We start from the raw sequence: 12,988 nt of genomic DNA, 5'->3' as shown, positions 1-12,988 counted from the left end.
ACCCGTGTGAAAGTAGGTAATCGTCAGGCTCCTCATGCTAAAAACAAAAACCCCACCCCACAAAGGTGGGGTTTTTGCGTTGGTAGGCCGAATTCCGCACGAACGCCAGCAATCCCTCCTCGAATCTCTCTTCAGTGCTCCGGCAACGCCTCTCGTGCATCGCCAGATGTTTACCCTCCCGCCTCAAAATACTGTATAAATATACAGTAAAACCAAAGATCGCTGAGTGCTCGAACCATGAGCAGGCCCTTGCATTCGCGCTGGACGGGGAAAACTCATGGGTGCAGCACTTTCATTGCTCGACATCGGGCTGACCTCGCATCTGCAGCGTCAGATCTGGCAGGGCAGTCCGATCAACGATCCCGACTCGAACATCATCTCGAGCGGATTTCGGACGCTTGACCTGGCCTTGCCCGGCGCAGGCTGGATGCCCGGCACGGTCACCGAATTGCTGATCGAAGAGAGCGGCGTGGGCGAAATCAGATTGCTCGCTCACATGCTTCGAGAACTGACAGTAAGCAAGGCCCGCTCCGTCATCTTTATCGCGCCGCCGTGGAAGCCCAATCTGGCTGCGTTTCGGGCAATGAAAATCGCGGTCGACAAACTGGTCTGGGTCAAGGCGCCCGAAGATCAGGTGCTCTGGGCTGCGGAACAGTCACTGAAGCAGGAAGGCATCGGCGCCGTGCTGATCTGGCTGCCTCAAGTACGCCCCGAAGCGCTGCGAAGGCTGCAGGTGGCGGCTCAGGAAGCGCGGTCGCTGGCGTTCCTGTTCCGTCCGCTCAAAGCGGCGAGGCAATCATCCGCTGCGCCATTGCGTATGGTCTGCAAACCGATACTTCCCGCCAGCGCACCGACGATGAACCGTCGCGAATGGATGCAAGCCGTCATGCTCGAAATCGACATCATCAAGCGGCGTGGTCCATTGCTGGGCAAGCCGTTGCAGTTGAGCTTGCCGCTGCAGATGCCTGCTCTGCCCGAACACATTCGTCGTGCGCATCAGGCAAGGAAAGCACGAGAGGTCAAACATGTTGTGGATAGCGGTGACATTGCCGCTTTTATCGCTCGAAGCAGTCAGGCCGCCCTCGATGCCCTCGGCATCGGGGAATTCGATTTCGCCTGGAGCAACATCGACGCCGAATGACGTATGCGCCAGCGATATCGATCAACCATGCTTCGCGCTCGCCGATCACGCGCGCATCCTGATGCCCGATCTCGTCGCGTTTCGGCTCGGCGTGCGGCCCGGCAGCACGCGCTCGCATGCGTTCGCGCTCGCGCCGCAACTGACGCTGCTCGCCGTCGATATTCGCGAGGAGCAGAACGCGCTCGAAGCTGTTGCGCTGGCGTTGCTCGCATTTACGCCCAAAGTCGTGCTGGCCCATGCGAACACGGTGCTGCTCGAAGTCGGGGGGAGCATGCGGCTTTTCGGCGGTTTGCGCGCGTTGCTGTCCAAGGTGACATCGACGGTGAAAGGATGTGGCTTCACTTCGCGCATGGGCTGCGCACCGACAGCGTGGGGCGCATGGCTGCTGGCTCACGCGCGCACGCGTCGTGTCGCGCAGCGCGTGCGCATCGTGAAAGAGACGACGCTCGTCCACGTGCTCGATGCGTTGCCCGTATCGCTCATCCCATCGGCGCATTCGCATGGCAACGTGTTCGAGCAGATCGGCTGCGCAACGCTCGCCGATTTGCGTCGGCTGCCACGCAAAGGCGTCGCGCGACGGTTCGGTCAAGGCGTTCTGCAATGGCTCGCACAAGCGTACGGCCAGGCGCCCGATCCGCGCGAGGCGTTTTGCGCGCCGGCGTCGTTCGAGGCTCGGCTCGAATTGCAGGCGCGCGTGGAAAGTGCCGAGGCGCTGCTGTTCGCCGCCGGCCGGCTCGTGCTGCAACTCGCCGGCTGGCTGAGCGCGCACCATGCGGCAGTCAGCGAATTTTCGCTGTTGCTCGAACACGAGCTGGCGACCCGTCACGCGCCGAAAACGTCGACGTTCAAGGTGGCGTGGGCCGTACCGACGCGCGAAGCCGATCACATTCTCTGGCTGCTGCGCGAGAAGCTGAATCAGACGACGCTCGCAGCGCCCGTCATCGAGATGAAGCTTCTCGCCGACAAGGTCAGCGAACATGCGCCGCCGGCCGAGACCCTGTTTCCGATGCCCGGTTCCGACAGCGAATCGATGGCGCAACTGCTCGAACGTCTGAGCGCGCGGCTCGGCGCGGAGAGCGTCGTGCAACTGGTCGCGCGAGACGATCACCGGCCCGAAGCGGCGATGACGGTCGAAGCTTATAAGCCCGCAGGCGAAACGAAGCCGAAGCGCGGGAAGAAATCGGCGAAGACGCAAGCGGTGGTAAAAGCCGATACGCCGACCGAAGCGGAATCCGAAGCGCAAACCGAATCTGACGGGCCGCTCGAACTTCCCGATGTGGCCGTTCCTTCGCAGCCTCGTCCGTCGTGGATACTCGAAACGCCGCAAAAGCTGATTTTGCGCAACGAGCGGCCGTTCTATCGACGCGCGCTGAAGCTGATCAGCCGGACCGAGCGTATCGAGGCGGGATGGTGGGACGGCAATGGCGTCCAGCGCGATTACTACGTCGCCGCCGACGATCGCGGCCGCATGTTCTGGCTGTATCGCGAACGTCTCACCGGTGACTGGTTTCTGCACGGTTTTTTCGGATGATGCCGACATGGACGATTTGAGCGACATCATCGGCCTAGGCGAGGGCGACGAAGGCGACGACAAGGCCGCATTTCCCGGCGCGATGTCGGCCTCGGCGCTGTTGCCCGGCTATGCCGAACTGCATTGCCTGAGCAACTTCTCGTTTCTGCGCGGCGCATCGCATCCGCAGGAGCTGGCTGCGGCAGCGCTCGAACACGGCTATACCGCGCTCGCGATCACGGACGAATGCTCGCTCGCGGGCGTCGTGCGTGCGCATGCCGCGATCAAGGACATCGAAGCGAAGGCGCGCGCCGATGCCGAAGCCGCGCAGCTTGCCGGCGAGCCGCCACCGAAGAAGCAGGAACTGAAGCTGATCATCGGCAGCGAACTGCATCTTACCGATGCCGATGGCGCGCCGTTCTGCACGCTCATCGCGCTCGCGACGAATCGGGCGGGCTACGGCAATCTGTCGGAGCTGATTTCGCAAGCGCGCGCTCGTTCGCCCAAGGGCAGCTACAAGATAGGTCCGGAGGACTTCACGGATCCGGCCGCGTCATCCAACGCGGCCGATCTGCGCGGCGATATCGCGCATCTGAAGCATTTGCCCGATTGCATCCTGATTCTCGTGCCGCAGAGATCGGCGACGCTCGCCGATACGCTCGACCGCGCGCACTGGCTAGCCGGCTTTGCCGCGGGCCGTGCGTGGCTCGCGCTGGAGCTCTGGCAGGACGGCAGCGACGACGAGCGGCTTGCTTCGTGTCGCGTGATCGCCGAAGCGAGCGGATTGCCGCTCGTCGCGGCGAGCGGCGCGCTGATGCACGCGCGCTCGCGCAAGCCTTTGCAGGACACGCTCACCGCGATTCGCCTGAACCGGCCGCTTGCCGAATGCGGGTACGCGCTCGAAGCGAACGCGGAGCGGCATCTGCGCACGCGGCTGCGCATCGGCGCGCTATATCCAAAGGAGGCGATCAGGCAAACGCTGAAGGTGGCCGCCTGTTGCACCTTCTCGCTCGACGAACTCAAGTACGAATATCCCGAGGAACTGGTGCCACCCGGCGAGACGCCCGCGAGCTATCTGCGCAAACGGGTGATCGCGGGTGCGCTGCAACGCTGGCCGAACGGCATGGATGCCGAGACGATAGGTCTTATCGAAAAGGAGCTGGCGCTCATCGCCAGGCTGGAATACGAGAAGTACTTCCTGACGGTGTATGACATCGTTTCGTTCGCGCGTAGCCAGAATATTCTGTGTCAGGGACGCGGCTCGGCGGCGAATTCGATCGTCTGTTATTGCCTGTTCATCACTGAGCTCGATCCGGTCCGGATGGGCTTGCTGATCGAGCGCTTTATTTCTCAGGCGCGCAACGAGCCGCCCGATATCGACGTCGATTTCGAGCATCAGCGGCGCGAGGAAGTCATCCAGTACATCTATCGGAAGTACGGGCGGCATCGCGCGTCGCTGGCGGCGTCGCTCATCACGTATCACACGCGCAGCGCGCTGAAGGACGTCGGCAAGGCGCTCGGGCTCGATGCGTCGCTGATCGAGCGCATCGGCAAGTCGCAGCAATGGTGGGACGGGCCGTCGGCGGTGGCGGGCTATCTCAGGGAAGCGGGCTTCAGCGACGATTCGCACGTCACGAAGCATCTCATCCGGCTGACGCGCGAGTTGCGCGGCTTTCCGCGGCATCTGTCGCAGCACGTCGGCGGTTTCGTGATCGCGCGGGAACGTTTGTCGCGGCTCGTACCGATCGAAAACGCCGCGATGAAAGACCGCTGCGTAATCCAGTGGGACAAGGACGACATCGATCAGCTGAAGCTCCTGAAAGTGGACGTGCTCGCGCTCGGCATGCTGTCGGCGATCCGGCGCGCCCTCGAATTCGTCGCGCTGCGGCGCGGCGTGCCGGGTTTCGGGGTCTCGCATATTCGCCGCGAGGACAAGGCCGTCTACGAGATGTGCTGCCGCGCGGACACCATCGGCGTGTTTCAGATCGAATCGCGCGCGCAGCAAAGCATGCTGCCGCGCCTGAGACCGCAGAAATACTACGACCTCGTGATCGAAGTGGCGATCGTGCGGCCCGGCCCGATTCAGGGCGGCATGGTGCATCCGTATCTACGCCGCAAACAGGGGCTGGAGGACGAAGAGTATCCGAAAGAGGAACTGCGGCCGGTGCTCGGCCGCACGCTCGGCGTGCCGATTTTTCAGGAGCAGGTGATGAAGCTCGCGATGGTCGCGGCGGGCTACACGGCGGAGCAGGCCGATCAGTTGCGCCGCGCGATGGCCGCGTGGCGCCGTGGCAGTCATCTGGAGAAATATCAGGCCGATCTCATGAAGAAGATGCTTGCGCGCGGCTACGAGCACGATTTCGCCGCGCGCGTGTGCAAGCAGATCGAGGGGTTCGGCGAATACGGTTTTCCGGAAAGTCATTCGGCGAGCTTCGCGCTGCTCGTTTATATCAGCGCGTGGATCAAGCGTTACGAGCCTGCGGCCTTTCTGGCCGGTTTGCTGAACAGCCAGCCGCTCGGTTTCTATTCGCCGTCGCAACTCGTGCAGGATGCGCGGCGTCACGGCGTGCCGGTGTTCGCGCCCGATGTTTCCCTGAGCGATTGGGAGTCGGTGCTGGAAGCGCGGTCAGGCGATGGCGAGCGAGTCGTGTTCGATGCCGGCAAGGAGCGGCGACGCCAGCAGTTCTATGGCGCGGCCGCGTCGGATCGTGTGTTTCGGAAGACCGTGCAGCGCGCGGCGCGCAGACTCAGAAAGCGCGTCGAGCTGGATGGACGGCAATACGGCGCGAAAGGGCCGGGCGTGCGGATCGGCCTGCAACTGATCAAGGGTCTTCCGCAGGCGGCGGCCGAGCGAATCATGGCAGCGCGCGCGCAAGCGCCATTTATCGATGTCGACGATCTCACGCGTCGTGCCGCCCTGTCACGACGCGAACTCGAAGCGCTCGCGGCAGGCAATGCGCTGGCGAGCATCGCGGGACATCGACGTCAGGCGTGGTGGGCGGTCACCGCGCAACAGCGCGCGCCGGAATTGCTGCGCGATGCGCCGATGAGCGAGGCTCCGCTCCTGCTGCCGGAAGCATCGGAAGGCCGTGAAATCGTCGACGATTACGCGAGCCTCGGACTCACGTTCAATCGTCATCCGCTCGCGCTTTTGCGGGACAAGCTTTCTCGCCTGCGTTTCAAGACCGCCGCCGAACTCGCGGACATCAGAAACGGACGCTTCGTGCGCGCGTGCGGCATCGTGACGGTGCGGCAAAGGCCGGGCACGGCGAACGGCACGATCTTCGTATCGATCGAGGACGAAACCGGTGCGATCAACGTGATCGTCTGGCCGGGCCTCGTCGAGAAGCAGCGCAAAGTGCTGCTTGGCGCGTCGCTGCTCGGCGTGCACGGCGTCTGGCAGATGGAGGGCGAGGTGCGTCATCTGGTGGCGCAACGGCTCGAAGACCATAGCGCGCTGCTCGGCCGCCTCGCCGCGCCGAGCCGCGATTTTCACTGATCTGGGAAGTCCGGATATCTGGCGAGCAGCCCGGCTATCGCGCTGTCGAACGGCGTACGCCGGCCGATGCCCAGCGCTTCCAGCCGTCCGGAATCGAGATGACAGTCGCGCGGACGCGGCGTCGCGTCCGTCGGCGTGCGCTGCGCGACGAGCTTCGCGTCAATTTTCAGCGCTCGCGCGATGCGTTGGGCGATATCGAACTTCGTCATTGGCTCGTCGCCGGACCATTGCGTGATGCCGGAGATCGTCGCGCCTTTCGCGTGATGTTCGAGCATCTCGCGGATCACCACGGCGACATCGGGCGTGAACGTCGGATAGCGCGTCGCCCAGGCGTCCATCGACGCGGGCGGGCTCGCCGCATCGGCCGATTTCACGATTGCGGGCGTGAGGCTCGTCACCGCCGATTCGTTCCAGTCCGTGAACGGCCCATAAAGCAGCGGCAAGCGCAGCACGCAGGACGCCGGGTCGCTCTCGAGCAACGCGCGTTCGCCGTCCAGCTTGCTTTGCCCGTAGGCGTTGAGCGGCGCGGGCGCATCGTCGGGGATATAGGGCGGGGCTTTGCCGTCGAACACGTAATCCGTCGAAATCGACAGGACCCATGCGCCGAGCGAACGCGCTTCGTTTGCGATCATGCTCAGCGCATCGACGTTCAGTGCGCGTGCGAGCGCCGGATCGTTTTCGCAGACGTCCGGACGCCGCTCCGCCGCCGCGACCACGATCGCATCGGGCGCGAACTCGCGAAAGAATGCGGACACCGCGTCCCGGTCGAGCAGATCGAGTTTCGCGTTCCGTGCGTCGGCACGGCTGTGGGCCGTGCGCACGATGCGCCACTCTTTCGCGCCAGGCGCGCTCGCCAGTTCGCCCGCGATGGCGCGGCCCAGCAATCCCGACGCGCCAATGAGCGCGACGGTGAACCCTTCGCTCCCCTTCATGCCGACGCGACGCCGACGACCGTGTAGCCTGCCTCGTCGATGGCTTCCTTCAGCGCGTCGCTCGATTTCCCGGACTCGACGGCGACGGTGCCGCGTTCCAGATCGACGCGAACCTGAGCCTGCGGGTCGATTTCCTGGATCGAGCGCGTCACGGCCGCGACGCAGTGCTGGCAACTCATGCCCTGAACTTCGAATTCGGTCATTGCGGTTTCCTCTTTAAAAAGCGCGGATCAACGTCATCGTATACCTTGCCATGATGGGAAGGTGTAGAGTCGGGATGACATTTTTCCAGGAGCGAACGATGAACATCGGCGAAGCGGCCCGCGCCTCGGGCGTGACGGCGAAGATGATCCGCTATTACGAGAGCGTCGGCTTGCTCAATCCGGTCGGGCGGACGTCGTCTGGATATCGCGTGTACGGCGATCCGGAAGTGCATGCGCTGCGCTTCGTGCGACAGGCGCGTCGGCTGGGCTTTCTCGTCGAGGATATCCGCAAGCTGCTTGCGTTATGGCACGACCGGTCGCGGGCGAGCGCCGAGGTGAAGTCGATCGCATTGGAGCACGTCGCGGAGCTCGACCGCCGAATCGCCGAGTTGACGGAAATGCGCGACACGCTGTCGCATCTGGCGACTCACTGTCATGGCGACGCCCGTCCGGATTGCCCGATTCTGGACAAGCTGGCGCAGTGATGCACCAGTATGGTGCTTAAAGATGCAAAAACACGCGCTAATTGTCCGAAAAATCATTGCTTTAGCGCAAATATCTGCCCGCACCATTCCGAAACCGAATGCACAGTATTCAAGCATTTCACTACCCCGGCGCGGCCGTTCTCCTCTATAATCCGGGTATTCCCTAGTGCGGGTAATCCCTGACCCGAATTGCCAGGGATCTGTTAAAGACCTTGGAGAACATCATGTTTGCATTTCTGATCGAAAAACTGAGCTTTTGGTTTGAAGCCGCTGAGCAACGCCGCCGTGAAGCGTATCTCGCGCAGTCGACGGACATCGTCCAGCTCGAAAAGCGCATCCGCTCGCTCGAATCGAACGGCTACAACGCGTAAGCGTTTCGTTCCTGGCGTCGAAAACGCCGAACGTAAAATTGAAAAGCCCCGCATCGCGGGGCTTTTGCATTCCTGCTGCGGCACGCGCGGCAGAGCTTCAATGCTTAGGCGGATGCTGCTCCAGCCACTGCTTCATGAATGCGATTTCCTTGTCCTGCGAAGCGATGATGTCCTTCGCAAGCTTGCGGAGCTTCGCGTCCTTGCCGTATTTTAATTCGACCTTCGCCATTTCCACCGCGCCCTGGTGATGCGGAATCATGTGCGCGACGAAATCCCGATCGGCGTCGCCCGTGTATTCGACGCCCGACATGCCCGACATCATTTTCTGATCGGCGGCTTGAAATGCCGCGGTCGATGACACGTCGGTGGGCTTCGGCGCGTGCGGTTCCATGTTCATCCCCGGCATTGCATCGCTCGCAGGCGCGGCGGACTGTGCGATCGCGCTTGCGCTACAGAGGGCGGTGAAGATGGCAAGCGCGATTCGTTTCGATTTCATCGTATCTCCTGTGAAAAGGGCGGTTGCGAAGCTGCTTCTGAGTCCGAACGCCTAGCCTAAAGCTTGCCATCGGGGTAAGGTAAAGCAGTTTCGTCTACTAAAAGAGCACACGATGCCAGGCCACATCAACGACACGACGAATAAACGCATCCGCGATCGCGTCGCGAGAATCGCATGTGTTTGCGTCGCGCTCGCCGCAGCTTTGTTCGGCTCGCAGTCGACGCTCGCCAAGCCGGGCGGTGAGCCTCTCGTGCTCGATACGCAAACCGGTATCCACAGCGGCGTCAGCGGAACCGTGCTTCAGAGCGGGCCGCTCGGCGGTCCCGGCATGGTGCGGATGGCGACACTCCCCGGCCTGCCGCAGGAGGCCGAGCCGCCGATCGTAGTTTCACCCTACGTCGAATACTCGAACGGGCAGAGCACCGTGCCTACGCAACCCGGCGGCGGGATACGGCCGCGAGTTCCGCGCACAATTCATCCCTGATCGCTGGCCAGGCTCAGTCCGCGCGATGTTCCAGCTTGAACGACGCGTTGTCGTCCTCGCCGAGCGCATCGACGAGATAGGGCAGTGAAGCCTTCAGCTCCTTCGCCAGCGTGTAGGGCGGATTGATCACGAACATGCCGCTGCCGAACAGGCCGAAGCCGTCAGTCGGCGGATTTCGCACAGTCAGGGATGCATGCAGCCAACCCTTCGGCTGGATGGCTTTCAACTGGTCGGCGAAGCGCTGCGACTCGATGCGCGTGACGATCGGATACCAGACCGCGTACGTCCCCGTGGCGAAGCGCTTGATGCTTTCCTCGAGACATGTGAGCGTGCGGGCGTAGTCGCGCTTGTCCTCGTACGACGGGTCGATCAGCACGAGCGCGCGGCGCGGCGGCGGCGGCAGGAGCGCCTTGATGCCGTCGAAGCCGTCGCCTTCGTAAATCATCGCGCGCCGGCCGGCATCCCGGAAATTGTGGCGCAGCACGTCGATCTCCGTGCTGTGCAGCTCGAAAAGCCGCATGCGATCCTGCTCGCGCATCGTGCGCCAGGCGAGATAGGGCGAGCCGGGGTAAAAGCGCAGACCGCCGTCGGGATTCAGCGCCTTCACTTCATCGACATAGTCAGCGAGGAGCGGCGGCAGATCGTCCCGATCCTGGAGCTTCCCGATCCCCGTTTCGAACTCCGCGTTTTTCGCCGCGTAGCCTTCGGTGAGCGAGTAGACGCCGGCGCCGGCGTGCGTGTCGATGTACCAATACGATTTGTCCTTCAGGCCGAGATGGCGAAGCATCTGAATGACGATTGCGTGTTTCAGCACATCGGCGTGATTGCCCGCATGAAAGGCGTGACGATAACTGAGCATGTCGAGAGGCCCGCGCGGGGCGTGAGAAAACAGGAATGAAAAGGTGCGGGGAAGGGGGCCTATTCTAGCCGACGCCGCCCACCGCAAGATTCATGACGCCCGGCTTACGCTGCAGCGCACTGCGTCCTTCATGCACAATAGCCGCTCCCGGACATTCATGAACAGTCGGCCGAACGGCATAGGCATCCTGATGTTTCGAATGAGCTTTCCTATGCCGAACGGCCAGCTTGATGGTCGTGCTGACAGATGTTTTCATTCACCTGATGTCTTCCACTGGATAGGAGGTTCGCATGTCCTCAAACGGTAAGCTCGACGGCAAGACCGCGGTCGTGACGGGCGCGGCGAGCGGCATTGGCCGCGCGATTGCATTCACGCTCGCCGGCGCGGGCGCGGCGGTCGCCATCGCGGATCTGAATCAGGCGGGCGCGGACGCGGTCGCCGAGGAGATTCGCGGCCAGGGCGGAAAGGCCATCGGCATCGCGATGGACGTGACGAACGAAGATGCGGTGAATCAGGGCATCGATCGCGCCGCGTCGGAACTCGGCTCGGTGGACATCCTCGTGTCGAATGCGGGCATCCAGATCGTCAATCCGATCGAAAACTACGCGTACGCCGACTGGAAGAAGATGATGGCCATCCACGTCGACGGCGCGTTTCTCACCACCAAAGCCGCACTGAAGCACATGTACAAGGACGATCGCGGCGGCGTCGTGATCTACATGGGTTCGGTGCATTCGCACGAGGCGTCGCCGCTCAAGTCGGCCTATGTGACCGCTAAGCACGGCTTGCTCGGCCTCGCGCGCGTGCTCGCCAAGGAGGGCGCGAAGCATAACGTGCGTTCGCACGTCGTCTGTCCGGGCTTCGTGCGCACGCCGCTCGTCGACAAGCAGATTCCCGAGCAGGCGAAGGAACTGAAGATCAGCGAAGAGGAAGTCGTGAAGCGCGTGATGCTGGGCGGCACCGTGGACGGCGTGTTCACCACCGTCGAGGATGTCGCGCAGACCGTGCTCTTCCTGTCCGCGTTCGAGACGGCGGCGCTGACGGGGCAATCGTTTGTCGTGAGCCACGGCTGGTTCATGCAATAAGGGAGAACACGCGGGATGTCGGAAATCGAGAACGAAAACGCGGTGCGCGTGTCAGCTTCGGCCGAAGCGCGCGCGCAGTCCCGGATCCATTTGCCACCCTACGAGACGATCGCGCTGATGCTGCAGGGCGGCGGCGCGCTCGGCGCCTATCAGGCGGGCGTCTATCAAGGGCTTCACGAGGCGGACATTCATCCGAACTGGATCGCCGGCATCTCCATCGGTGCGCTCAACACGGCGCTCATCGCGGGTAATGCGCCGGAACATCGCGTGACGCGTTTGCTGGAATTCTGGGAGACGATCTGCCAGCCGGCATTCGGTTTCCCGTTGCCCGCCTTCGTCGAGCGCGCGCTTTTCGATTCCGGCGACGAGATTCGCAAGGCCTTCACCGCGTTGCAGGCCGCGGGCGCGGTCGTCGAAGGGCAGAAGGGCTTTTTCATTCCGCGCTTTCCGCCGCCGTCGCCGATCGCGTCGGGCTCGCCGCAAACCGCGAGCTACTACGACACGACGCCGCTCAAGGCCACGCTCGAGCGTCTTTGCGATTTCGACCGCATCAACTCCGGCGAGACGCGCGTTTCGGTCGGCGCCGTGAATGTCGCGACGGGCAATTTCGCCTATTTCGACAACACGCAGATCGAGTTGCGCGCCGAGCATTTCATCGCATCCGGCGCGCTGCCGCCGGGTTTTGCCGCGGTCGAGATCGATGGCCAGTTCTACTGGGACGGCGGCCTCATGTCGAACACGCCGCTTTACGAGATCGCGCAGGCGACGCCGCGACGCGACACGCTCGCCTTCCAGGTCGATCTGTGGAGCGCGCGCGGGCCGGTGCCGGACAGCATCGTCGACGTAATGGGACGCGTGAAGGACGTGCAGTATTCGAGCCGCACGCGCCTCGTTACGGATCAGATGCAGCGTTCGCAGCGCTACCGCAACGTGTTGCAGCATGTGCTCGACCTCGTGCCCGAAGAGACTCGGAAGAATGATGAATGGTGCAGGCTTGCCGCCGAGTTGGCGTGTTCGAAGCGCTACAACATCATTCACCTGATCTATCGGCAAAAGGAATACGAGGGCCATTACAAGGACTATCAGTTCGGCCTTTCGACGATGCGCGAGCACTGGGAGAGCGGTCTCGCCGACATGCGCCGCACGCTTACGCATCGCGACTGGCTCGACATGCCCAACGGCGAATCACGCTTCGTCACGCACGACATCCATCGCGACGAACGGTGAGCGCGTTCCGAGCGCCGGAATGCCCGGTTGGGCGAGAAAGTGTGTCACTTTGTATAATCGCGGACGCATTCCGGCGGCTGTCTCAGTCGACGCCGCCGGGCGCCACCACTTTTCCCGGCTTTAGATGAACTCGATCGCGATCTGCTTCGTCTGTCTCGGCAACATCTGCCGCTCGCCCAGTGCGGAGGCGGTGATGCGCGACCTCGTCGAGCGCGCGAAGCTCTCTGAGCGGATCGTTATCGATTCGGCGGGCACGGGCGACTGGCATATCGGCGAGCCGCCGGACGAGCGTGCCCAGAAAGCGGCGAAGAAGCGCGGCTACGATTTGTCGACGTTGCGCGGCCGTCAGGTCGCCGCCGCCGATTTCGCGCGTTTCGACCTGTTCATCGTCATGGATGACGCGAACGCCACCGCATTGACGGCGGTTTGCCCGCCCGAGTATCGCGACAAGATTCGCCTGCTCATGGAGTTCGCCACGAACGACGACAGCCGCGTCGTCGTCGATCCCTACTTCGGTGGCGAGGAAGGTTTCGAAAAAGTGCTCGATCAGTGCGAGGACGCCTGCGAGGGCTTGCTGAAGGCCTTGCGTGCCCAACTGACGGCCTGACAGCCCGCGCCCGCACGCCAGCCGTGCGAGTGCCGAAGAAACCAATTAAAAAGCTACTTATCTCGTCCCGGATACTTGACTAAAACTGT

The 12,988-nt window shown here is 62.8% G+C and carries 14 protein-coding genes; 9 read left to right on the top strand and 5 right to left on the bottom strand.

Going from position 1 to position 12,988, the window contains the following annotated elements; all coding sequences use genetic code 11:
- The first annotated feature begins 277 nt into the window (after positions 1-277).
- Genes imuA through QCE73_RS08435 form a run of 3 tightly spaced genes read left to right on the top strand, consistent with a single transcriptional unit; the run spans position 278 to position 6,150 of the window.
- Positions 278-1,141, top strand: coding sequence for a translesion DNA synthesis-associated protein ImuA (imuA, locus tag QCE73_RS08445; protein WP_309880676.1), 864 nt, complete (start codon positions 278-280; stop codon positions 1,139-1,141).
- On the top strand, positions 1,026-2,672 hold the full coding sequence (locus tag QCE73_RS08440) for a DNA polymerase Y family protein (protein ID WP_309880674.1): 1,647 nt from the start codon (positions 1,026-1,028) through the stop codon (positions 2,670-2,672). The genes imuA and QCE73_RS08440 overlap by 116 nt, the downstream gene beginning before the upstream one ends.
- A gap of 7 nt (positions 2,673-2,679) precedes the next feature.
- Positions 2,680-6,150 carry an error-prone DNA polymerase gene (locus tag QCE73_RS08435; RefSeq protein WP_309880672.1) on the top strand — a complete coding sequence of 1,157 codons (3,471 nt, stop codon included), beginning with the start codon at positions 2,680-2,682 and terminating at the stop codon, positions 6,148-6,150.
- On the opposite strand, the gene QCE73_RS08430 is transcribed toward QCE73_RS08435, so the two are convergent.
- Together QCE73_RS08430 and QCE73_RS08425 are read right to left on the bottom strand one after the other, a co-directional pair.
- Positions 6,144-7,082, bottom strand: a complete 939-nt coding sequence (locus tag QCE73_RS08430; protein ID WP_309880670.1) for an SDR family oxidoreductase — start codon at positions 7,080-7,082, stop codon at positions 6,144-6,146. The genes QCE73_RS08435 and QCE73_RS08430 overlap by 7 nt on opposite strands.
- On the bottom strand, positions 7,079-7,285 hold the full coding sequence (locus QCE73_RS08425; RefSeq protein WP_035501147.1) for a heavy-metal-associated domain-containing protein: 207 nt from the start codon (positions 7,283-7,285) through the stop codon (positions 7,079-7,081). The genes QCE73_RS08430 and QCE73_RS08425 overlap by 4 nt, the downstream gene beginning before the upstream one ends.
- 98 nt (positions 7,286-7,383) lie before the next feature.
- Between QCE73_RS08425 and cueR the strand changes: the two genes are divergently transcribed.
- On the top strand, positions 7,384-7,770 hold the full coding sequence (gene cueR, locus QCE73_RS08420) for a Cu(I)-responsive transcriptional regulator (RefSeq protein ID WP_035501177.1): 387 nt from the start codon (positions 7,384-7,386) through the stop codon (positions 7,768-7,770).
- Between the two features lie 224 nt (positions 7,771-7,994).
- Positions 7,995-8,141 carry a DUF3563 family protein gene (locus QCE73_RS08415; protein WP_075583840.1) on the top strand — a complete coding sequence of 49 codons (147 nt, stop codon included), beginning with the start codon at positions 7,995-7,997 and terminating at the stop codon, positions 8,139-8,141.
- Positions 8,142-8,238: 97 nt separating this feature from the next.
- On the opposite strand, the gene QCE73_RS08410 is transcribed toward QCE73_RS08415, so the two are convergent.
- Complete coding sequence (locus QCE73_RS08410) at positions 8,239-8,637, bottom strand: DUF305 domain-containing protein (RefSeq protein ID WP_309880665.1); 399 nt, start codon at positions 8,635-8,637, stop codon at positions 8,239-8,241.
- A gap of 112 nt (positions 8,638-8,749) precedes the next feature.
- Between QCE73_RS08410 and QCE73_RS08405 the strand changes: the two genes are divergently transcribed.
- A complete protein-coding gene (locus QCE73_RS08405) occupies positions 8,750-9,121 on the top strand; it encodes a hypothetical protein (protein ID WP_309880663.1) in 372 nt (123 codons plus the stop codon).
- A 13-nt stretch (positions 9,122-9,134) separates the two neighbouring features.
- Here the strand turns inward: QCE73_RS08405 and QCE73_RS08400 are convergent, their stop codons facing one another.
- Positions 9,135-9,980, bottom strand: coding sequence for a 23S rRNA (adenine(2030)-N(6))-methyltransferase RlmJ (locus tag QCE73_RS08400; RefSeq protein WP_309880661.1), 846 nt, complete (start codon positions 9,978-9,980; stop codon positions 9,135-9,137).
- Positions 9,981-10,044: 64 nt separating this feature from the next.
- Positions 10,045-10,236, bottom strand: a complete 192-nt coding sequence (locus QCE73_RS08395) for a hypothetical protein (RefSeq protein ID WP_309880659.1) — start codon at positions 10,234-10,236, stop codon at positions 10,045-10,047.
- A 34-nt stretch (positions 10,237-10,270) separates the two neighbouring features.
- Here QCE73_RS08395 and QCE73_RS08390 point away from each other — a divergent pair, with 34 nt between their 5' ends.
- From QCE73_RS08390 to QCE73_RS08380, 3 genes are all read left to right on the top strand, one after another.
- A complete protein-coding gene (locus QCE73_RS08390; RefSeq protein ID WP_035501144.1) occupies positions 10,271-11,065 on the top strand; it encodes a 3-hydroxybutyrate dehydrogenase in 795 nt (264 codons plus the stop codon).
- 15 nt (positions 11,066-11,080) lie between these two features.
- A complete protein-coding gene (locus QCE73_RS08385; RefSeq protein ID WP_309880656.1) occupies positions 11,081-12,292 on the top strand; it encodes a patatin-like phospholipase family protein in 1,212 nt (403 codons plus the stop codon).
- Between the two features lie 124 nt (positions 12,293-12,416).
- Positions 12,417-12,899, top strand: a complete 483-nt coding sequence (locus QCE73_RS08380) for a low molecular weight protein-tyrosine-phosphatase (protein WP_309880654.1) — start codon at positions 12,417-12,419, stop codon at positions 12,897-12,899.
- Positions 12,900-12,988: the final 89 nt, after the last annotated feature.

Origin of the sequence: Caballeronia sp. LZ029, from assembly GCF_031451275.1 — a bacterium.
GTDB classification, from domain to species: Bacteria; Pseudomonadota; Gammaproteobacteria; order Burkholderiales; family Burkholderiaceae; genus Caballeronia; species Caballeronia jiangsuensis.
Note: the sequence above shows the minus strand (reverse complement) of the source record. Positions and strands in the feature narration are given on the sequence as shown.